The sequence below is a fragment of the Cobetia sp. 14N.309.X.WAT.E.A4 genome (assembly GCF_030397495.1).
Taxonomy (GTDB): Bacteria; Pseudomonadota; Gammaproteobacteria; order Pseudomonadales; family Halomonadaceae; genus Cobetia; species Cobetia marina.
In genome coordinates this window covers 252,306-273,913 of record NZ_JAPNXT010000005.1, presented here as the reverse complement: position 1 = coordinate 273,913, position 21,608 = coordinate 252,306, and the positions used below count along the sequence as shown (strand labels likewise).

The following is a 21,608-nucleotide window of genomic DNA, read 5'->3' as shown; positions in this document are numbered from 1 at the left end:
CGACTGGTAACAAAAATATACAGTTCGTAGCAAAAACCCGCAACAAAGGACCTTCTGCGAGGCTGAGAACCTTGAGGCATCTATATGGCTTAAGGGATATAGAATATACAAAAAAATTGATGAAATGCTAATTGCCTGTGCAACAAAGGCATTTTCATGCACAAAAAAAGGAAGGACCGCAATCTTACGGCGCCCCTTCCTCTTACTTGTCAACAACTCTCGAAACACTCTCTTACATACGTAATCTAAACATCAACCGAGTTTACTCACCCACAGCGCCGCAGCGTCCACGAGTTTCTGGTGCGCGTGCCGGAAGGCCTCTTCACTCTTGCGATAGGGATCCGGAATCTCTTCGCCCTGCCCCCCCGCCAGCCAGCGGCCGAACATCATCGTCTTGCCACTGACTTGCGGGGCCATCTGGTTGATGGCACGACGATGACCATCGCTCATGACCAGAATCAGATCCGCCGCCGTCAACATCTCGACCGATACCTGCCGCGCACGATGCCCATCAACCTCCAGACCGGACTCGAGAGCGAATCTAGCCGCCGTGGGTTCGACAGGATGATCGACCAATGCGCCCACACCCGCCGAGTGAACCGTCTTGCCCGGCAACGCTTGCTTCAGCAGTGCCTCACCGACCGGACTGCGACAGATATTGCCGGTACACACCACCAGAATATTGTTGAACACGCTGACTTCCTCTTCCTTGTGACGCTTGCACTCATGTCGATGGCCCGGGGGGAGACGCTTTCCCGCGCCCGGACACCAGAGGGCCATTGTCGCATGCTGGCAGCCCGTGCGGCAGGCTTGCGAGGCTCGATGGACGCGGCCTGTGACGTTTCAAGGGGGACGCGCGTGCTCGAATGGCAACACTGAGATGACGCCAGATCGATCACCTCGGCTCTTGAAGGTCAGCGGCGGCATCTCCAGTTCTTGTCGTGTAGCCAATGAGGTGGCTGATCCAAGGTCGATGTCGCTCATGTGACATCCGCCGCTCGGCCACTCGCTGAACCAGCACCCAGATAGGGAGGCAAGATGAGCAACAAGACACTGACCGCGACCAATCCGGCCAATGACAAGGTTCTCAATGAATACGCCACGCTGAGCAAGGACGAGGTTCAGCAGAAACTAGAACAGACGCGCACTGCCTATCCGCAATATCGTCAGCTCTCGCTGGAAGAACGTGCGAAACGTCTGCACGCACTGGCAGACCTGATAGATCAGCGCCAGCAGGACATTGCCACCTTGATCGCCCATGAGATGGGCAAGCCGTATCAGCAGGGCATCAGCGAGACGCAGATCTCCTCCAGCATCGCGCGTTTCTACGCCGACAACCTGCCCACGTTGATGGAAACCGAGCAGCGCGACGTCGAGGGTGCCGTCAGAGCGAAGATCGTCAAGGACCCCATCGGCGCAGTGCTGGGCGTGATGCCGTGGAACTATCCGCTCTATCAGGTCATCCGCTTCGCGACCCCGGCACTGGCAGGTGGCAACGTCTGCCTGATGAAGCATGCCTCCAACGTCCCGGGTTGCGCTGAGCTGATCACCCAGCTGTTCCATGAGGCCGGTTTCGAAGATGGCGTCTTCACCTGGCTGCCGGTGGGCTCCGAGATGATCGAAGACATCATCAATGACCCTGTCGTGCAGGGCGTGACCCTCACCGGTAGCGAGGAGGCAGGCCGCAAGGTCGCCGAGCAGGCCGGTGCGGCGCTCAAGCCCAGCGTGCTGGAACTGGGAGGTATCGATCCATTGATCGTGCTGGATGACGCCGACATCGAGCGCGCGGTGGATCTCGCCATCGCCGGACGTTTCGACAATACCGGCCAGAGCTGTGCCGCCTCCAAGCGCTTGATCGTCGACAAGTCGATCGCCGAGGACTTCTCCAGACGTCTGATCGAGAAAGTGAAGGACATGCGCATGGATGACCCGCTCAGCGAAGGGGTCGACATCGGTCCGATGTCACGCAAGGACCTGCGCGATGACCTGCATGATCAGGTGCAGCGTGCCATCAAGGCCGGCGCCAAGCTGGAATGCGGTGGCGAAATTCCGGATCGCGAGGGTGCCTGGTATCCGCCGACGGTGCTGACCAACGTCACCCAGGGCAATCCGGCCTTCAATGAAGAGCTGTTCGGCCCGGTCGCTTCCGTGGTGGTCGCGGACAACGAGGCACATGCCATCGAGCTCGCCAACGACTGCCCCTACGGTCTGGGCAGCACGGTGGTGGCCAAGGACGACGAGCGCGGCGAGCGTGTCTCGCGTCAGCTGGAAGCCGGCATGAGCTTCGTCAATCGCCCGACCACGCCCTTCGCCCAGCTGCCCTTCGGCGGTGTCAAAGGCAGCGGCTATGGTCGTGAGCAGAGCGAATATGGCTTCGGTGCCTTCATGAACATCCGCACCGTCTATGTCGCCAAGCATTGAGGTGACACGTCATCGACGTCCTTGAGCACTGAGCTCTCGAGGCATCGATGTCGCGACGTCAGGCAGCCCATGGGCTGCAATCAACAACGCCCCGCTTTTCAGCGGGGCGTCTTGCGTCAGAAGGCTCCCAGGCTCTGCACGAGCGCCGGCATCACTTGTCCTGTCTGCGTGCCGCCAGCCGTCTCCTTCAACGAGACACGCACCCCTGCAGACAGGCTTCGCCTTCCAGCTGCACCGTGACGTGCGAGATCGCATGGGTATCGAGCAGATAGGCCTGGACCCGCTCAAGCACCTCGCCGGGAATGCCGGTATCGGCCACCACCACATGCAGGCTGGCAACCGGGGATTGAGGCGTCAGGCCCCACAGATGGAGATCATGCACGCCATCCACTCCCTCCAGTGTCAGCAGACCCGCCTGGATTCCCTCGTGGTCAAGTTGCTCCGGCGTCCCTTCCAGCAAGGTATGCGCCGAGCGTTTCACCAGCGACCAGGCACCGCGCAGTATCAGTACCGCTGCGAGCATCGACAGCAACGGGTCGGCCTGATTCCAGCCGGTGGTCATGATGACCAGCGAGGCAATGATGGCCGCCACGGAACCCAGCAGGTCGCCCATGACATGCAGCAGGGCGCCGCGGAGATTGAGATTGTCCTGATCTCCCTTGTGCAATATCCAGAATGCCGCGATGTTGACGACAAGTCCGAGCACGGCAATCGCCAGCATCGGCCCTGCCAGCACCTCAGACGGCAGCCACAGGCGCTTGAGGGCAGCCATCACGATCGCGACCCCGATGACCAGCAATGTCAGGCCATTGACGAACGCGGCGAGCACCTGAAAACGCGCATAGCCGAAGGTCAGCTTGCGGGTCGCTGCGCGATGTCCGAGGCGAAACGCTCCCCACGCCAATGCCAGCGACACGGTATCACTGAGCATATGGCCGGCGTCCGCCAGCAAGGCCAGAGAGCCCGCCACCAGCCCGCCGACGACTTCCGCCAGCATGAACCCGCCGGTCAGCCACATCGCCAACATGACCCGCCTTTCGCTGTCAGCGGTCACCTCAGGTGCATGGTCATGATGTCCATGACCATGTGAATGGCCATGGTGATGACCGTGTGAATGACCATGCGCATGCACGTGTCCGGATTCATGCCCATGATCTTTCGATGTCGTGTCCTGCGACGATGTCGCCATCCAGCCTCCTGACCACCATTCCTGCATTTGTGTAAAGCCGCGAGATCAATCGCTGCAACGCTATCGATTCCCTCTGCATTAGACTTATCCTGCCACGGAATTCAAGCTCCATTGTTGAATTTGCAAGTTCCGATATATGACAGCACCGCCTGTATCAGCTTGTTAGGATAGAGATCAGACATTCCCATGCCCAAAGGAACCGACGCCACCCCATGAGCACCACTACCGAGACGACGCCTTCCCGCTCGCCTTTCAAGGCCGATCTGTTGCTCCTGCTGGTCACCATCATCGCCGCCGCAGGCTGGATCTTCTCCAAGGAAGCCATGGCCGGTATGCCTCCGCTACTGTTCATCGGCAGCCGCTTCCTGCTGGCAGGCCTCATCCTGGCGATCTTCGACGCTCGCTCGCTGAGACAGCTCTCCACTACTCGCAAGCTGCGCGCCAGCGGAGTCGGCGTCCTGTTTGGCGGCGCCATGGCCTGCTGGTCATTGGGGGTGGCACTGTCCGAGCAGCTCGGCGTGATCGCGTTCATCAACAGTTTCGGGATTCTGATGGTACCGGTGCTCGCCCGCCTGCTGTTCAAGGACAGGCCGCCGATGAGCACCTGGATCGCCCTGCCCACCGCCCTGCTCGGTTTCGCTCTGTTGGGCATGGGACAACCCGGCGCTACGGAAAGCTTTCATATTGAACCGGCACAATGGCTCATCTTCGGGGCTGCCTGCCTGTTCGCCCTGGTGTTCAACTTCAATTCACGTCTGGTGCGCAATATCCCGGCCCTGCCGCTGACAGCCATCCAGCTGATGACCACCGGCGTCACCTGCCTGGTGCTGTCGGCCATCAGCGAAAGCTGGCCGGCCGGCATCAGTCTCGACATCCTGAGCTGGTTTCTGGCCAGCACTCTGATCGCCAGCACCCTGCGTTTCTTCCTGCAGATTTACGCACAGAGCCTGACTACGCCCAGCCATGCCTCGGTCATCCTGATGCTCGAAGCGGTCTGGGCGGCCCTGATGTCGGCGGCCTGGTTCGGAGAGCGCATGACCCTGATCCAGATGACAGGCTGCGGACTGATCTTCATGGCCCTGCTGATCAATCGCTGGCAATGGATCGCGCGTCTCTGGCGTCAGCGACGGGTTGCCTCGTGAGTAAAGCGTCCTGACTTGAGTGTCAGGCATGTCGCCACCATGTCTGACGCTTGAGCGTTTGATTTCCCGCCCCATTCCTGTCACCGGAGCCCCCATGATCCCCACGCTACTCGGCGTACTCACGCTGCTGATGGCAGCCTTCACCCTGCTGCCACTCACGCGCCTGCGGCATTGGTCCGTCCGCATCATGGACTTTCCCCGCCTGCAGCTGGCGGTACTCTGGGCGGCCCTGCTGGTGGCCGACCTTCTCGTTGGCGAGCTCGCGACAGGACTGCGGCTGACGCTGGCTTTCATCGCACTGGCAGGGCTCATCTACCAGGCGCAGTGGATCATTCCCTACACCCGGCTCGCCCGCTGTGAATCGGGCGTCGCGCAGCACAGTGATCCCGCACGTCATGTGCGTCTGTTGACCGCCAACGTGCTGACCAGCAACCACGACAGTGACGCCCTGCTGGCGATCGTCAGGCGCGAGCAACCCGACGTTCTCGTCACCCTGGAGTCCGATGGCTGGTGGGAAAGCCGCCTGGATGTCCTGGAGGGAGATGAGCCGGAGCATGGCTACCGGCATACGCTCAAGTGCCCGCTGGACAACCTCTACGGTATGCATGTCTATTCTCGTCTGCCCCTGCACGACGCCAGCATCGACTACCTGGTCGAAGATGACGTGCCCTCGATGCATGCCCATCTGGAGCTCAAGAGCGGCGATCGCATACGCGCTCATTTCCTGCATCCCGCACCGCCCAGCCCGACCGAAAACGAGGAGTCCAGCGAACGAGACGCTGAGCTTGTCATCGTGGCCAAGAGCGTGGCCGAGAGCGAGCAGCCCATCATCGTGACGGGAGATCTCAACGACGTGGCCTGGTCTCGCACCACACGCCTGTTCCGCAAACTGTCCGGCCTGCTGGACCCACGCGTCGGCCGTGGCATGTTCAATACATTCCATGCCAGCATTCCCTTGCTGCGCTGGCCGTTGGACCACCTCTTCCATAGCCGGCATTTCAGCGTGGTGCGCGTGGCTCGCATGGAAGCCTTCGGCTCCGATCATTTCCCGCTGCTGACGGAGCTGGCACTGACCCCGAACCAGAAGACGAATCACGTCGATGAAAGGCCCGAGCCTGACGCGGAGGATCACGCCGAAGCACGCGAGACCGCGGAAGACGAAGACGTCAGTCATCAGGATGTCCCGACGCCCGGGCGTTGATCACCGAAGGCGGCTAGCGGCTCTGCCTGCCGCCCTGACTCACGCCCTGTCTGCCACCCCGGCCGGGAAGCGCGCCGGGATGGAGCGGCACCCCACCCTGATCTGGTATGCTGCGCGCCATTGACGCCATGCATGGCGCGCCACGCAACTTCAAGACATCCTCAAAGACCGGACCCACGCCCGTGACCAACAACGACATCATCCGTCGCCTGCGCTACGCACTCAATCTCTCCGACAGCGACATGATCAACACCTTCGCCGCCGCCGACCACGAAGTCACCCGCGCCCAGGTCAGTGACTGGCTCAAGCGCGATGACGACGATGCCCAGCAGCGCATCAAGGACATCGATCTGGCCAGCTTCCTCAATGGCCTGATCAACGTGCGGCGGGGCAAGCGCGAGGGTGCTCAGCCCGCACCGGAAAAGCGTCTCGACAACAATCTGATCCTGCGCAAGCTCAAGATCGCCTTCGAGCTCAAGGACGATGACATGCTGGATCTTCTGGCGCTGGCCGGTTTCGAGATGATCACCAAGTCGGAACTGTCCGCCTTCTTCCGCAAGCCGGACCATCGCCACTACCGCGAATGCAAGGACCAGATCCTGCGCAATCTGCTCAAGGGCATCGAGCTGCGTCACCGTCGCCACGACCCGGAGACCGAGCAGCACGCCGTCGACCCCGCCTGAAGCCTCCGCCAGCCAGACACGACAACGCCGCTTCATCGTGAAGCGGCGTTGTCGTGTCTCAAGGCATCATCACCGGGCCTGATGCCCGGCGCTCCACCCGTTCAGCATCTAGTCATCATCGCCGTCTTCGGCACTCTTCAGACGCGCCTTGCGTTCCTGCTCCTCTTCCATGGCGGCCATGATGTTCTCGAGCAGCGCATCCACGTCCGGTGCCTCGGGGTCATCCTCGAAGAGACCCGTCAGCTCGACATCCGGGTCCATGTCACCGGCCTCGAACAATGCCCATATCTCATCAGCGTAGCGAGTCTGGGCAAGTTCCGGAGCGAACATCGCGTAGTAGGCAGTGATGTTGGCGACATCGCGCGCCAGCATGCTCTTGGCATTGTTGTTGGCCGCTGCGTCCACCGCCTGCGGAAGATCGATGATCACCGGGCCGTAGTCATCGACCAGCACATTGAACTCGGACAGATCCCCGTGCACCAGGCCGGCATGCAACATGCGAACGATGTAATGCATCATCAAGGCGTGGTCTTCACGCGCCTGTTCCGCCGACATCGAGACATCATTGAGGCGCGGTGCCACATTGCCATCGTCGTCGGTGACCAGCTCCATCAGCAGCACACCGTCAAAGCAGCCGTATGGCTGAGGCACGCGCACACCGGCATCGGCCAGACGATAGAGGGCATCCACCTCGGCGTTCTGCCAGGCGGCTTCCTGCTGGTCGCGTCCGAAACCGGAGCCCTTCTCCATCGCCCGCTGACGACGGCTGTTGCGTACCTTGCGGCCTTCCTGGTAGAGCACGGCCTGCTTGAAGCTGCGCTGGGCAGCATCCTTGTAGACCTTGGCGCAGCGAATCTCTTCTCCGCAGCGCACCACGTAGACCGAGGCTTCCTTGCCACTCATCAAGGGGCGAAGCACTTCATCGACCAGTCCGTCATCTATGAGCGGCTGGATTCTCTTTGGCGTTTTCATCGCGTTCTTATACGCGTTTTCGCCTCGATCGGGAATCACCCCATCACAATTTTGTGACATGACAGACGCGAAAGCCCCCGGCATCCAGAAGGATACCGGGGGCTTTTTTCATGGCATCACACCAGACCTGGCATGGTATGACGACAGGTGTCAGGCGTTCTTCAAGCTCTGCATGTCGATGACAAAGCGGTATTTCACCTTGCCCTGCTGCATGCGCTCCCACGCCTCGTTGATATTCTGGATGTCAATCATCTCGATATCGCAGGTGATGTCATGCTCGGCACAGTAATCGAGCACTTCCTGGGTCTCCGGCATGCCGCCGATCAGCGAGCCCGCCAGCACGCGACGCTTCATGACCAGATTGCCGCCCTGCAGTGCGGGGTCCACCTCCTGCACCAGCCCGACGAGAATATGGGTACCGTCGTACTTCAGGGTATTGAGGTAGGGGTTGAGATCGTGCGGCACCGGTACCGTATCGAGCAGGAAATCGAAGGTTTCGGTCGCGGCGGCCATCTGCTCATCGTCGCTGGACACGATGACGTGATCGACGCCATTCTCGCGCGCTTCCGCCACCTTGGCTTCACTGCGCGTGAACAGGGTGACTTCACAGCCCATCGCCTTGGCGAACTTGATCCCCATGTGGCCCAGGCCACCCATGCCGATCACGCCGACCTTGTCGCCGGACTTCACGCCGTAGTGGCGCAGCGGAGAATAGGTCGTGACACCGGCACACAGCAGCGGCGCGGCCACCGCTGGGTCCAGCTTGTCAGGGATGGACACCACGAAGCGCTCGCTGACGACGATCCTGTCGGAATAGCCGCCTTGCGTGAGGCTGCCATCGTGGCGATCCGGGCTGCCGTAGGTCATGGTCATGCCCTCGAGGCAGTATTGCTCGAGCCCCTCGTGACAAGCGCTGCACTCACGGCAGGAATCTACCATGCAGCCGACACCGACCATGTCACCCACCTTGTACTGGCTGACATCATCGCCGACCTGGGTGACTCGCCCGACGATCTCGTGACCCGGCACGATGGGATACTGGGTGAAGCCCCAGTCATTGCGACCGACGTGCAGGTCCGAATGACAGACACCGCAATACAGGATCTCGATGGCCACATCATCCGGGCGCGGCTGACGGCGCTCGAAATTCCATGGCGCCAGATCGGCGGAATCGGACTTGAGGGCGTAGCTTCGGGTGTTGCCGTCAAAGGTGTTCGCCATGCCAGCTCTCCTTGCATCATGAAAAGTATCAACGTGAAGAAGAAGATGTCGCCGCCTGGATCACTTTTCAACGCCCTGACTCACTGTCTGCTGGCATCTCTGTGTTGGTGTCATCGCAACAGCGCCGCTGGTGTATCACGACATCACGAACATATCACGCAGCGAAATCACCACTTCTTAATTACTTCTGACGCGATCAAGCAGGAAAAACGCAGTCGTGTTATCATGCTCTTCCACCCCTCACGTCTCGGAACGGAGTCCCGCATGGCCAACACTCGTACTGCTGCCAAGAAGAAAGCACCCGCTGCTGTTGAAACATCCGCCTCGCTGGAAGCCCAGATGCAAGCCTTCCTCGATCGTGGCGGCAAGGTTGAAGTGATTGAATCCGGCGTCAGCGGTCAGATCATCGGCCACAAGCCGACCAAGCCCTCCAATCCCGCTGCCGGCAACTGATGCTTCCATCAGGCCCAGACTCGGCCTGATCGTGGCAAGCTGTCAGAAGATCGCCAGCCGCTGCTCGCCATGATTGGCAGCGGCCGGTCTCTGCCCTCCTCTCGAGATGGCGCTACCTAGAACAGCTCTGCTTTCAACCGATAGCACCAGACAGGTCAGAGAAAGACAGATCCGCTCTCCTCGCATGGTGTCAGCAGCACAAGCACTCATCGTCGGAGCCAGGCGCAATGCCTGAGTCATCCCGCGACACCGGAACGACTCCCACGTAGCACGCGCCTCCAGTACCTGCCTGCTCTGTTTCAGGCACATCATTCAGCCTTCCGGTCCCTGTGACAGCCAATGTCGAACTCTCCCACGCCCGCAATCCAACCGTCCTTGCCGACATCCGACTCGCCCACGCGCCTCGCCGTCTTCATCGATGTCCAGAATATCTATTACACCACCCGCGACACCTTTGGCCGGCAATTCGATTACCGCCGACTGTGGGCCGAACTGGAATCCCTGGGCAGCATCACGCATGCCTACGCCTATGCGATTGACCGTGGCGACCCCAAGCAGCAGCAATTCCAGCAACGCCTGCGTGAGATAGGCTTCGAGGTCAAGCTCAAACCCTTCATCCAGCGAGGAGATGGCTCGGCCAAGGGTGACTGGGATGTCGGCATCACGATCGATGTGATGGAAGCCGCCCCCGACGTCGACGAGATCATCCTCGCCTCCGGCGATGGTGACTTCGCCCTGCTGCTGGAGCATGTCGCAGCGCGCCATGCCGTCACGACGCGTGTCTACGGCGTCGAGGCACTCACTGCCCTCGCCCTGATGCGCAGCGCTGATCACTTCCGCGAGATAGATGACACGCTGCTGATGCGCTGAGGGCTTGCCCCCACGATGCCCCACGGCAACGTCACGCACGCCATTACCACAACGCCCGCAAGCCTTCCCGTCAGAGGAGGACTTGCGGGCGTTTTCGTCGAGTTGAAGGAAAGTCCCGGACACTGGTGGCGTATGTCGCCAGATTGCCCTCTAGCGTTGTGGTGCGGCGGATAACGTCAACTCGATGGCATCGTGACGCCAGTGTTCATCATCGCAGTCCACTGCACGGCCATTCTGATCGAAGTTGATCCGCGTGATGCGCTGCGCCGGGCTACCCGGTGCCGCATTCAGGGCGACGGCCGTCTCGGCGTCGAACACGCTGGAGGCCAGCTCGAAGCTCACGCGCCGGATGCGAATGGCGTACTGGTGAAGGTAGAGCGTCGTCAGCGAATGCGCCGAGAGGTCGAAATCGAGAATGCCGGGGAAGCAGTCGCGTCGCAGGTGATGACAGACGTGCAGCACCCGCCGGCCATCGATGCGCCGCACTCGCGTGATGCGATAGACCCCGGCGCCCCGTGCAATTCCCAGACGCTGGGCGATCACCTCATCAGCGGGAACTTCCTGAGCGGCCAGCACCTCGGTGGAAGCGACCCGCTGCTGCGACTGCACCATCTCGTGAAAAGGCAGACATGCCAGCAGGTCATACCTGAGGCGCGGCGGCGAGACGAACCAGCCGCGGCGGTTCTCGCGATAGATTCGCCCTTCCGCTTCCAGCTGCAGCAAGGCATCTCGCAAGGTGACTCGCGTGGTGCCGAACCGCTCGATCATCTCACGCTCGGACGGCAGTCGCTGCGAGGCATGCAGCGGCGCTGCTTCAAGATGGTTCAGCAGCCTGCCCTTGAGCCCGGTGACGGGCAAATCCGCCGTGTGCATCAGGGAAGTTGCGTCGTCACCTGTGGGCTCGATCGATGATGAAGGCATGCGAAGTTCCTGAAAGATAACGAAAGAGAGCGATTTCTGGCGAGTCACTTGCATGTCATCCAAGGTGTCCATCATGACAAGGCACGAGAATCGCGATCGCTGTGGTCTAGTGTAGACGTCGCCAGGCGAGTCAGCCCACGCTCGCCGAGCACCATGACACAGGCATGACGATCCGGTGACAGCGCAAGGCCTTCCTATGTGATGAGCGTGAGAATCCGAGGCGGATGCCTAGCACAGGAGCACGCTGTCATGCAGGGGATTGTCAGGAAATCAGCCGGCATCACGCAGCGTTGCGTCAAAACATGTAGCGCTGATGGCTGATGGCTCATTGCCACGACACTGACATCACGACACTGACATAGTGACGACACGCGACTGTCACAACCGCTGCGTAAAGTCATGTCAGCCCCGAGACTGAACTAGACCACAGAAATTGAGGTGGCAGGTCTCGAGGAAGACTGCGCAGGACAATAACCAGCTTTGACCCCATCTCGCCTGCCTGCTCGCCTCGGCGACTCGCTGGCCAGGAATGCACTCTCGCATCCGTTGATTACCCCGTCTGGGAGGATTGTCATTGAAGTCGTTCACCGCTACCTCGCCCCGTACCGCCGGCCTGATGGTCTCGGCCCTCATGGCCACCCTGCTGAGCAGCGCCTCCGTCAGTGCCGCTGAAGTGCCGGACGCACTGCTCAAGGCCGCCCAGGCAGAAGGCCGCGTCGACAGCGTCGGCATGCCGGACAGCTGGGCCAACTGGAAAGACACCTGGGCAGACCTCGAGTCGAAGTATTCCATCGCGCACAGCGATACCGACATGAGCTCCGCCGAGGAAGTCGCCAAGTTCAAGGCCGAAGGCGAGAACGCCACGGCAGATATCGGTGACGTGGGCTTCGCTTTCGGCCCCATCGCGGTCAAGCAGGGCGTGACTCAAGCCTACAAGCCGACCACCTGGGACGAGATCCCCGACTGGGCCAAGGATGAAGATGGCGAATGGATGCTGGGCTACACCGGCACCATCTCCCTGATGATCAACAAGACACTCGTCAGTGAAGATCAGCGCCCCGCTTCCTTCGCGGATCTCGCCAATGGCGATTACAAGGTCTCCGTCGGCGCGGTCGGCAAGGCGTCCCAGGCCAACAACGCCATCCTGGCCGCAGCCTTCGCCAATGGCGGCAGCGAGTCAGACCTGACGCCGGGTCTGGAAGTGTTCGCCGAACTGGCCCGCCAGGGACGCCTGTCACTGGCCGAGCCGAGCATCGCCAACCTGGAGAAGGGCGAGGTGGAGGTCGCCCTGCTGTGGGACTTCAACGCGCTCAACTATCGCGATCAGATCAACCGCGACACCTTCGAGGTGGTCATCCCCTCGGATGCCTCCGTCACCTCGGGCTACGCCACCATCATCAACAAGCATGCCGCTCACCCGAACGCCGCCAAGCTGGCACGTGAGTACATCCTGTCAGATGCCGGCCAGCTGAACCTGGCGGCAGGTTACGCCCGCCCGATCCGTGCCGAGCACCTGACCCTGCCGGAAGACATCGCCGCCAAGCTGCTGCCCAACGAGCAGTACGCCAATGCCCGCCCGGTACAGGACTTCGCCGGCTGGGAAGCCAGTGCCCGACAGCTGCCGCGTCAGTGGCAGTCCCAGGTACTGATCCACCAGCAGTGACCCCCGGCCTCTGTCCAGAGCGGATAGAGCGCGCACCATCCTGACAGACGGCACCGTCCACACGGTGCCGTCTTGAGCTTCACGGAGTCTTCATGTCCCAGCGTGTCATTCTTGTCGTGCTCGATGGCCTCAACCATGCCGTGGGTCACCATGCCATGGGCTATCTGAGCGCCCTGGTCGAGGCCGGTCGCGGGCAGTACCAGTCGCTGGAGTGCGAACTGCCAGCGATGTCGCGACCGCTCTATGAGTGCCTGTTGACCGGTGATCTGCCCGTCGACTCCGGCATCGTCAACAATGGCATCGTGCGACGCTCGCGTGGCGTGAGCCTGTTCGATCTCGCCAGTCAGCAGGGGCGACGCACCGCGGCAGCCGCCTATCACTGGGTCAGCGAACTCTACGTCGCCGCCCCCTTCGTGCCGGCCAGACACCGGCTGCTCGACAATCCCGAATCCGCCATCCAGGCGGGCATCTTCTACTGGCAGGATCACTACCCGGACGACCACGTCTTCAGCGATGCCGAGATGCTGAGACTGCGTCACGACCCGGACTTCCTGCTGGTGCACAGCATGAACATCGATGACGCCGGCCATCGCCACGGCGGTGAGTCCGCGCAATATCGCAATGCGGCGCGTCATGCCGATGTCGCCTTGGCCGACTACCTGCCCTGCTGGCTGGAGGCCGGCTATCAGGTGATGGTCACCGCCGATCACGGCATGAACGCCGACCGCTCACATTCCGGGCTTCTCGAAGAAGAGCGCCGTGTGCCGCTCTGGACCTTCGGCAACGCCTTCGCCCGCAGCCCCGCCCGCAACCTTCGCCAGCGCGAGCTCTGCGGCACCCTAGCAAGCGTGCTGGGGCTTGAGCACGACAAGGCCAGCAACACATCCCTGCTGGCAGGCCCTGGAGGGGACGCGTGATGCCGACATTTTTCAGGCGAGTGCTGACCAGTCCCGCGATGTGGCTGCTGCCCTTCGCCATCCTCTTCTTCGCCTTCCAGATCGCCCCGCTGATCTGGGTAATGATCAGCGCCTTCAAGACCCCCACAGGCTGGGGGCTGGCCAATTTTCAGGAAATCGCCACCTCCCCCTTCTTCCGCCAGGCCATCGGCCGCAGTCTCGAGATCTCGCTGATGTCCAGCGTACTGGGACTGGCGATCGCCGCCGTGACCTGTCACAGCATGCACCGCTGCGGGCCGGGCCTGACGCGCGCGATGATCGCCTTCACCAACATGACCAGCAACTTCGCCGGCGTGCCGCTGGCCTTCGCCTTCATCATCCTGATGGGGGCCAACGGCATGCTGACCTTGATGCTGGAGCGCCTGGGCATCATCGATGACTTCAATCTCTATTCACGCACCGGCCTGATCGTCATCTACACCTGGTTCCAGATCCCGCTGGGCATCCTGCTGCTCTACCCGGCCTTCAGCACGCTAAAGGGCGAGTGGCGCGAAGCCGCCAGCCTGCTCGGCGCCAACCGTCTGGCCTACTGGCAGCACATCGGCCTGCCCGTGCTCTGGCCGTCGCTGGCTGGCACGCTCACCGTACTGTTCGCCAATGCCATGGGCGCCTATGCCACCGTCTATGCGCTGGTGAACACCAGCTACAACCTGATGACCATCCGCATCGCCAATCTGGTCTCCGGCGACCTCTTCCTGCAGCCGGAACTGGCCAGCGCACTGGCGATGGTACTGGTGGTCATTCTCGTCATCGTCACGCTGATCCAGCAGTGGCTCATGCGCAGGAGCTACCATGTCACTTCCCGCTGAACTGCCGTATCGCCATGGCAAGCCGCTGCTGCCCAGCCTGATGGCCCGTCTACGCGGGCTCAATCCCTACAGCGTGGTGGTGGGCAGCATCTTCACCCTGCTGGCACTGCCGCTGGTGGCCACGCTGTTCTACGCCCTTGCCACCCGCTGGGGCGCCAGCCTCACGCCCGATGGCCTGACGGTGAAGTGGTTTCTGGAGCTGTGGACGACCCCCCGCTTTCTCGCCGCATTCGGGCGCTCCCTGCTGGTCGCCGTCGGCGCCCTGATCCTGTCACTGCTGTTGATCGTGCCGGTGGTCTTCCTGGCCCATACCCGCTATCCGCGTCTGGATGGCTGGATGAATGGCCTGATCCTGCTGCCCTTCGCCGTGCCGCCCATCGTGTCCTCGGTCGGTCTGCTGCAGTTGTATGCCGGCGGACCACTGCCGATCATCGGCACGCCCTGGATCCTGATTCCCACCTATTTCACCATCGTGCTGCCCTTCATGTACCGAGCGCTGGCCAACAGCCTGCGGGCGCTGGATGTGGCATCGCTGATGGAAGCCGCCCAGTTGCTGGGCGCCAGCCCGCTGCAGGCCTTCTTCCAGGTGGTCCTGCCCAATATCCGGGTCGGCATCCAGATCGCCGTCTTCCTGGCCTTCTCGTTTCTGGCCGGTGAATTCGTGTTCGCCAACATGCTGGTCGGCACCCGTTTCGAGACACTGCAGGTCTACCTGAACAACATTCGCGGGGCCAGCGGCCACTTCACCAGTGCGCTGGTCATCACGCTGTTCGTGTTCACCCTGATCCTGACCTGGCTGGGCAACCGCCAGCCCGCCGAGCAGGCGATGCCGGAAGATGGCCCCGAGGAGGCGCTGGCCACCGCCATGACGGAAGGTCTGCCCGCCACGCCCGCGAAAGCTGGCCCTGCCGCCCCCCATTCCCGTACCGATTCACGAGGGCACCGCTGATGCTTGCCACCGATATGCCGCAGACTCACTCTCGCCACGACAGCGATGGCCTGCTGACCAGCGCGTTGCGTGAACAGGCCGCCGACCAGCAGTACCTGACGCTCAAGGGCCTGGCCAAGCGTTTCGGCAAGACGCGCGTGTTCTCCGACATCGATGCCGAGATCGCCCGTGGCGAGTTCATCACCCTGCTCGGGCCCTCTGGCTGCGGAAAATCCACCCTGCTGCGCGCCATTGCCGGGCTCAACGACGTGGACAGCGGCGAGATCATCGTCGATGGTCACGACATCACCCGTCTGCCGCCCCAGCGGCGCGGCATCGGCATGGTCTTCCAGCACTATGCGCTGTTCCCCAACATGCGCGTGGCGGACAACGTCGCCTTCGGCCTGCGCATGAAGAAGGTGCGCCCCGAGGAGCGCGAGCGCCGCGTCACCGAAGTGCTGCGACTGGTGGAGCTGACCGACCAGGCACAGCGCTATCCACATCAGCTGTCCGGTGGCCAGCGACAACGCGTGGCACTGGCGCGCGCGCTGGTGGTCGAGCCCCAGATCCTGCTGCTCGATGAGCCGCTCTCGGCGCTGGATGCGCGCATCCGCCGTCATCTGCGCGATCAGATTCGCGACATCCAGAAGAGTCTCGGGCTCACCACCCTGTTCGTCACCCACGATCAGGAAGAGGCCTTGCTGCTCTCGGATCGCATCTTCCTGATGCATCAGGGCAGCATTCTCCAGCAGGGCAACGCAGCATCGCTCTACACCCGACCGGTAGACGCCACGGCCGCAGGCTTCATGGGCCATTACAATCTGATCGGCAGCGAGCTTGCCCGGCCCCTGCTCGGCTACCTGTGCGATAGCCCGCAGGTCGCATTGCGGCCGGAGGCGCTCTATCTGCAGCCGGATGAGATGACACGCCCCCTCCTCCCCGGGCACCTGGAGGCTGGCCTCGACTTCCCGCTCCAGCCATTGCCGGCCAATGTGGGGCCAGCGCTGCCCGGCGTCATCCTGCGCCATCAATTGCTGGGCAACATCGTGCGCTACGAGGTGGATTGTCAGGGACTGCGTCTCAACGTCGATGTGCTCAACCGCAGTGCCCGCCAGCTGCTGCCCGACCATCTGCGCGTGCAGGTGCATGCCGATCTCGACGAAGTCCAGGCGCTGGGTACGCACGACACTGGCGACAGGTCACGGGTGGCAAATGGGTGAAATGCACATGAGTGAAGTGCCTGGGGGGGAAGTGCGCGGGCTGGCCATCTTCGATCTCGATGACACCTTGCTGGATGGCGACGCCACGGGACTGTGGACCGAGTGGCTGATCCAGCTGGACTGGATCACGGACCCCGAGCGATACCGCGCCATCTGGACGCAACAGATGGCAGACTACGCCGCGGGCCGACTCGACATGGAAGCGCACCTGAGCCATCTGCTCTCCCCGCTGGCCGGTCGCACCGTCAGTGAAGTCGAGGCCGAGGTGGGCACCTTCCTCGATACCGAACTGCTGCCGCGCCTCTACCGTGAGGGTCGCGAGCGCATCGCCTGGCATCGTGATCAGGGCCATCAGGTCGTGATCATCTCGGCCTCGACAGCCCAGCTGGTGGCACCGCTGGCAGAGCGACTGGCATTGGATGCCGCGCTGGCGACTCGCCTGGAGGTCAAGGATGGCTGCTACACGGGACGCGCCCGGGGCATCCGTACCTTCCGCGATGGCAAGCTTGCGGCCTTGAGGCACTGGCTGGCAGAGCATCTCGGCCCCGATGGGCACAGCCTCCCCACCTGGGGCTATTCGGATTCACGCAATGATCTGGCGTTGCTGGAGTTCGTCGATCACCCGCATGCCGTCTGTGCCGACCCGACCCTGGAAGCCATCGCCACGCAGCGCCACTGGCCGCGCCTGCGTTGGCAAGGTTACGACTGAGGGACTGAGCGCTTTCACTCCCGAAACAGGCGACGACTGACGCAAAAAAAGGCACTCTATGCCCAAGACGAAAGGCAAAGGAAGCCGCAACATGGCAGAGGTCAGGGTCAGTCGGACCGCAAGGGTCCCGGATCCATTACGCGTCAGGCGTTATCACAAGGCACCGGAGGTCGGCCCCCGTGTGCTGTTCTTCAGCGGCGGCACGGCGCTGACGGGCATCTCGCGCACCCTGACGCGCTATACCCATCACAGCATCCATCTGGTGACGCCCTTCGATTCCGGTGGCAGCTCCGCCAAGCTGCGTGACGCCTTCTCGATGCCGGCCATCGGCGACCTTCGCTCACGCCTGATGGCGCTGGCCGATGACAGCGTGCTGGGGCACCCGGAGATCTACCGGTTGTTCACGCACCGTCTGCCTGCAGAAGCACGCCCGGAGATGCTGCAGGCCACTCTGCGGGAACTGGCGGCGGGCCGTCATCCGCTCAGCATGGCCGTGGCGGAGCCCATGCGCACGCTCATCTGTCATCAGCTGGGCTTCCTGATCGAGGCCATGCCGGCAGGCTTCGATCTGCGCGGCGCCAGCATCGGCAATCTGATCATCGCCGGCGGCTACCTGAACCATCATGAGCAGCTCGACCAGATCATCTTCCTGTTCTCCAAGCTGGTGCATGTACGCGGGACGGTGCGCGCCATCATCAATGCCGACTGCCATCTGGCCGTCACCCTGGAAGATGGGCGCAGAATCATCGGCCAGCACAAGATCACCGGCAAGGAAGTCGCGCCACTGGAGAGCCCGATCGCGCGCATCCAGCTGGTCGAGGCCAGCGCGAAGGCCAGTCCAAAGGCCAGTGCGAAGGACAATACGACGGACAGCACCACAGAGAGAGACACGCACAATGACGGCGGTGCCATCGTGCCCGTGCGGCCTGCGCTGCACCTCAACAACCGTCAGCTGATCGATTCCGCGGAACTGATCTGCTTTCCGCCGGGCAGTTTCTACTCCAGCGTCATCGCCAACCTGCTGCCCAGCGGGGTGGGACGCGCGATACTGGCCAACCCCTGTCCCAAGGTCTACATCCCCAACTGCAGTCCGGACCCGGAGCAGACCGGCAAGACACTCGAGCAACTGGTCGCGACCCTGATCGACACCCTGTGTGCGGACCTGGATGTCTCGCGCAACGACTGTCCCAACGAGCATCTGCTCAACATCGTGCTGCTGGACAGTCAGCGTGGCGACTACCCCGGCGGTGTCTCCGTCCCCGCGCTGGAGCGCATGGGACTGACCGTGATCGACACTCGCCTGATCAGCGAGCAGAGCGCGCCCTACTACGACAACGAACTGCTGGTCACCGCCCTGCTGTCACTGGTGTGACGACCGCCTCGTATGAACAGAACGCCCCCGCCTGCCAACTTGCAGACGGGGGCGTTCGTTTTCAGGCTGTGCTCTGAACGGGAGGACAGGCTTACATCACCCCACGTACCGCCCCGAGAATCACCATCGCCAGCACCAGCTTCCAGGGTGCCAGCGCGAAGCGGGTCAGCGCGATGAAGGCCGCCAACGCGATGACGACGTCCAGATGACTCAGCACACTGGTGGTCCACAAGGGGTCATACAGCGCCATGCCCAGCACGCCGACGACCGCCGCATTGGCCCCCGCGAGCGCAGCGCGTGCTGCGGGCCGTGCACGCAGGCGCCCCCACAGGGGTGACACGCCGATCAACAGCAGAATCCCCGGCAGGAAGAGACTCAACAGCGCAATGATGGCGCCGAGCACTGCCGAATCCCCGCCCACCTGGGCCATGCCCGCTCCCAGCCAGGCGGCGAAGGTGAACAGTGGCCCCGGCACCGCCTGCGCGGCCCCATAGCCGGTGAGAAAGGTATCGGCCGCGATACGCCCCGTCTCGACGGTGGAGGCCTCCAGCAGCGGCAGCACCACATGCCCGCCCCCGAATACCAGCGCCCCGGCACGGTAGAAGATCTCGACCAGACTGCCGGAGGCCAGCAGCGGCAGCGCGATCAACAGCGCGAAGAAGGCGATCAGACAGGCGCGAGCCAGGCGCGTCGAGACCGGCAGCGACAGCCCCGCTGCCCCCGCCTGCTGGCCAACAAGGGCCGCACTGTCATCACGACACAGCAGGCTGCCGAGCAGCGCGCCCAGCGCGATCACTCCGACCTGCGTCCAGGCGACCTGCGCCCAGGCGACCTGCACCAGCGCCAGGCCCAGCATGGCCAACAGCGCCAGCCCGGCGCGCCGTCGGTCCGGGCACAGCGTGCGCGCCATGCCCCAGATCGCCTGGGCAACGACCGCCACCGCCACCAGCTTCAAGGCGTGGATCACCCCGGAAGCCAGCGGCCCTTCGAGGCTGGCCGCCACCAGCGCTAATGCCAGCAGTGCCAGCGCAGACGGCAAGGTGAAGCCGACCCAGGCAAGCACCCCACCCATCACCCCGCCACCACGCACCATGCCCAGTGCAAAGCCGACCTGACTGCTGGCCGGTCCCGGCAGGAACTGGCACAGCGCGACCAGCTCGGCGTAGGCCGTATCACTCAGCCAGCCGCGCCGGCGGACCAGCTCCGCATGGAAGTAGCCCAGGTGCGCGATCGGCCCGCCGAAGCTGGTCAGCCCCAGCGTGAGGAAGGTGAGCAGCACGTCCCGATATCGCTCGCGAGAGGATACGGCGGTTACACCGTCGGCCTCGTGCGGCGCCTGCCTGGTTGAAACACGATCGTGACTGGATGACATGTGGCGTCTCTGTAGAAGGTGGCGCTGGGTGCATGGACAGGCGTCGAGGGATCAGGAAGTGATCCCTCAGGCGACACCTTGCAAGGTACTCAGGTACTCAAGTACTCAGGTACTCAGGTACTCAGGTACTCAGGTACTCAGGTACTCAGGTACTCAGGTACTCAGGTACTCAGGTACTCAGGTACTCAGGTACTGCCGGCAGGCGAATCTGACGTTGCGTGTGACACTTGCGGCAAGGCAAGGGCCATCACGGCACTCGCCGCCACCAATCCGGCCGACCACCACAGGCAGGCTTCCAGCCCATAGGCCTGATAGAGCCAACCGGACAGCAAGGTGCCCAACAGACGCCCCATGGCATTGGCCATGTAATAGAAACCGACATCCATCGACACGCCTTCACTGCGCGCGAAGCGCACGATCAGATAGCTGTGCCAGCTGGAATTGACCGCAAAGACGGCCCCGAATACCAACAGGCCGATGATCAACCATTCCAGTGGCGCCAACCCCAACAGGATGGCACCACTGATATCGGCCGCCTGTGGCGCATCCAGCGGCAGGCTGGCCATCAGCGCCGGCAGCAGGGCCAGGCCGGCCGCCAGCGACACCGTGACCCAGCGGACGACGGTGGCGCCGTTCAAGCGGCGTGAGAACGGACCGGTGATGCGTGGCGCCTGGGTCTGGACACCGCCATAGCCGATCACCCAGGCGGCCATGAGCACACCGACCGTCCAGAAATGCCAGCCATGCACCTCGGCCAGATAGACCGGCAAGGCCACCACGAACCAGACGTCACGTGCCGAGAACAGGCACAGTCGAGCCGCCGAGAGTACATTGACCGCCCGCGAGGTCGAGAACATCTCACGGAATGCCGGCTTGCGACTGGCCTTGCTCTGCCCCAGTGATGCCGACAGCTTGCGCAGTGACAGCACCAGCACGCCTGCCAGCATCAGCCACATGGCCATGACGGTGCCCTGGAAGCCGATGAGACTGAGCGCCGCCCCGCCCAGGAAGAAGCCCAGTCCCTTGAGTGCATTCTTGGAGCCGGTGAGCAACGCGACCCAGCGATACAGCGCGCTCTGCGATTCCTCTACCGGCTGCCCCTTGGGCACCAGCACCTTGATGGCGCTCTTGGCGCTCATCTTGTTGAGGTCCTTGGCGATGCCCGACAACGCCTGGGCGATCATCACCCAGATGACCGTCAGCATGGGTTCCGGCACCAGCAGCATGCCGAGCGCCACCAGCTGCATCGCAAGCCCCGCATTCATGGTGCGATTGAGGCCGAGCCGTGCCCCGAGCCAGCCGCCGACCAGATTGGTGACGACACCGAAGGCCTCGTAGAACAGGAACAGCATCGCCACGTCCAGCGCCGAATAGCCCAGCGAGTGGAAGTGCAGCACCACCAGCATGCGCAGCGCGCCATCAGTCAGCGTGAAGGCCCAATAGTTGCCGGTCACCAGCAGGTACTGGCGCACCTCATGGGGCAGCTCTCGCAGGCGGGCAAGCATG

20 protein-coding genes are annotated in these 21,608 nt (G+C 62.6%); 13 read left to right on the top strand and 7 right to left on the bottom strand.

Translation table 11 applies throughout. From position 1 onward, the window contains the following. Positions 1–252: 252 nt before the first annotated feature. The gene (locus tag OW493_RS09570) at positions 253–693 is read right to left on the bottom strand and encodes a low molecular weight phosphotyrosine protein phosphatase (RefSeq protein ID WP_254696498.1); all 441 of its coding nucleotides are present in this window, start codon (positions 691–693) and stop codon (positions 253–255) included. Between the two features lie 345 nt (positions 694–1,038). On the opposite strand from OW493_RS09570, the gene OW493_RS09565 reads away from it, so the two are divergent. Then, positions 1,039–2,421, top strand: coding sequence for an NAD-dependent succinate-semialdehyde dehydrogenase (locus OW493_RS09565; RefSeq protein WP_084208524.1), 1,383 nt, complete (start codon positions 1,039–1,041; stop codon positions 2,419–2,421). A 187-nt stretch (positions 2,422–2,608) separates the two neighbouring features. On the opposite strand, the gene OW493_RS09560 is transcribed toward OW493_RS09565, so the two are convergent. After that, entirely contained in the window at positions 2,609–3,448 is an 840-nt protein-coding gene (locus tag OW493_RS09560; protein ID WP_289863980.1) for a cation diffusion facilitator family transporter, read from the bottom strand. A gap of 374 nt (positions 3,449–3,822) precedes the next feature. On the opposite strand from OW493_RS09560, the gene OW493_RS09555 reads away from it, so the two are divergent. From OW493_RS09555 to OW493_RS09545, 3 genes are all read left to right on the top strand, one after another. Then, entirely contained in the window at positions 3,823–4,752 is a 930-nt protein-coding gene (locus tag OW493_RS09555) for a DMT family transporter (RefSeq protein ID WP_084208522.1), read from the top strand. A gap of 94 nt (positions 4,753–4,846) precedes the next feature. Beyond that, positions 4,847–5,953, top strand: a complete 1,107-nt coding sequence (locus OW493_RS09550) for an endonuclease/exonuclease/phosphatase family protein (RefSeq protein ID WP_136939351.1) — start codon at positions 4,847–4,849, stop codon at positions 5,951–5,953. A 182-nt stretch (positions 5,954–6,135) separates the two neighbouring features. Continuing rightward, positions 6,136–6,636 carry a DUF1456 family protein gene (locus OW493_RS09545; RefSeq protein WP_077377281.1) on the top strand — a complete coding sequence of 167 codons (501 nt, stop codon included), beginning with the start codon at positions 6,136–6,138 and terminating at the stop codon, positions 6,634–6,636. 108 nt (positions 6,637–6,744) lie between these two features. Here the strand turns inward: OW493_RS09545 and OW493_RS09540 are convergent, their stop codons facing one another. Continuing rightward, positions 6,745–7,608 (bottom strand): PA4780 family RIO1-like protein kinase, encoded by an 864-nt coding sequence (locus OW493_RS09540; protein ID WP_084208521.1) that lies wholly within the window; start codon positions 7,606–7,608, stop codon positions 6,745–6,747. Positions 7,609–7,758: 150 nt separating this feature from the next. Then, positions 7,759–8,829 carry an NAD(P)-dependent alcohol dehydrogenase gene (locus OW493_RS09535; RefSeq protein ID WP_077375804.1) on the bottom strand — a complete coding sequence of 357 codons (1,071 nt, stop codon included), beginning with the start codon at positions 8,827–8,829 and terminating at the stop codon, positions 7,759–7,761. Positions 8,830–8,862: 33 nt separating this feature from the next. On the opposite strand from OW493_RS09535, the gene OW493_RS09530 reads away from it, so the two are divergent. Together OW493_RS09530 and OW493_RS09525 are read left to right on the top strand one after the other, a co-directional pair. Then, positions 8,863–9,282 (top strand): hypothetical protein, encoded by a 420-nt coding sequence (locus OW493_RS09530; RefSeq protein ID WP_289863979.1) that lies wholly within the window; start codon positions 8,863–8,865, stop codon positions 9,280–9,282. 375 nt (positions 9,283–9,657) lie between these two features. Next, a complete protein-coding gene (locus OW493_RS09525; protein WP_255304510.1) occupies positions 9,658–10,152 on the top strand; it encodes an NYN domain-containing protein in 495 nt (164 codons plus the stop codon). Between the two features lie 150 nt (positions 10,153–10,302). On the opposite strand, the gene OW493_RS09520 is transcribed toward OW493_RS09525, so the two are convergent. Next, positions 10,303–11,073 (bottom strand): UTRA domain-containing protein, encoded by a 771-nt coding sequence (locus OW493_RS09520; RefSeq protein ID WP_289863978.1) that lies wholly within the window; start codon positions 11,071–11,073, stop codon positions 10,303–10,305. Between the two features lie 574 nt (positions 11,074–11,647). Between OW493_RS09520 and OW493_RS09515 the strand changes: the two genes are divergently transcribed. The 7 genes from OW493_RS09515 (at position 11,648) to OW493_RS09485 (ending at position 18,730) form a co-directional block, all read left to right on the top strand. Then, the gene (locus OW493_RS09515) at positions 11,648–12,736 is read left to right on the top strand and encodes an extracellular solute-binding protein (protein ID WP_240704327.1); all 1,089 of its coding nucleotides are present in this window, start codon (positions 11,648–11,650) and stop codon (positions 12,734–12,736) included. A gap of 92 nt (positions 12,737–12,828) precedes the next feature. After that, positions 12,829–13,653 (top strand): alkaline phosphatase family protein, encoded by an 825-nt coding sequence (locus OW493_RS09510; protein WP_289863977.1) that lies wholly within the window; start codon positions 12,829–12,831, stop codon positions 13,651–13,653. Further along, the gene (locus OW493_RS09505) at positions 13,653–14,501 is read left to right on the top strand and encodes an ABC transporter permease subunit (RefSeq protein WP_289863976.1); all 849 of its coding nucleotides are present in this window, start codon (positions 13,653–13,655) and stop codon (positions 14,499–14,501) included. The genes OW493_RS09510 and OW493_RS09505 overlap by 1 nt, the downstream gene beginning before the upstream one ends. Then, positions 14,485–15,450: an ABC transporter permease gene (locus OW493_RS09500; protein ID WP_289863975.1), complete on the top strand. Its 966-nt coding sequence runs from the start codon at positions 14,485–14,487 to the stop codon at positions 15,448–15,450. The genes OW493_RS09505 and OW493_RS09500 overlap by 17 nt, the downstream gene beginning before the upstream one ends. Beyond that, positions 15,450–16,649: an ABC transporter ATP-binding protein gene (locus tag OW493_RS09495; protein ID WP_205632753.1), complete on the top strand. Its 1,200-nt coding sequence runs from the start codon at positions 15,450–15,452 to the stop codon at positions 16,647–16,649. The genes OW493_RS09500 and OW493_RS09495 overlap by 1 nt, the downstream gene beginning before the upstream one ends. Positions 16,650–16,656: 7 nt before the next feature. Continuing rightward, positions 16,657–17,358 carry an HAD family hydrolase gene (locus tag OW493_RS09490; protein ID WP_289863974.1) on the top strand — a complete coding sequence of 234 codons (702 nt, stop codon included), beginning with the start codon at positions 16,657–16,659 and terminating at the stop codon, positions 17,356–17,358. 91 nt (positions 17,359–17,449) lie between these two features. Continuing rightward, on the top strand, positions 17,450–18,730 hold the full coding sequence (locus OW493_RS09485) for a GAK system CofD-like protein (protein WP_289863973.1): 1,281 nt from the start codon (positions 17,450–17,452) through the stop codon (positions 18,728–18,730). A gap of 91 nt (positions 18,731–18,821) precedes the next feature. Here OW493_RS09485 and chrA read toward each other — a convergent pair whose 3' ends face one another. Both chrA and arsJ read right to left on the bottom strand, forming a co-directional pair. Continuing rightward, entirely contained in the window at positions 18,822–20,009 is a 1,188-nt protein-coding gene (gene chrA / locus OW493_RS09480) for a chromate efflux transporter (RefSeq protein WP_289863972.1), read from the bottom strand. A gap of 278 nt (positions 20,010–20,287) precedes the next feature. After that, complete coding sequence (gene arsJ, locus OW493_RS09475) at positions 20,288–21,607, bottom strand: organoarsenical effux MFS transporter ArsJ (protein WP_289863971.1); 1,320 nt, start codon at positions 21,605–21,607, stop codon at positions 20,288–20,290. Between the last annotated feature and the right edge of the window lies 1 nt (position 21,608).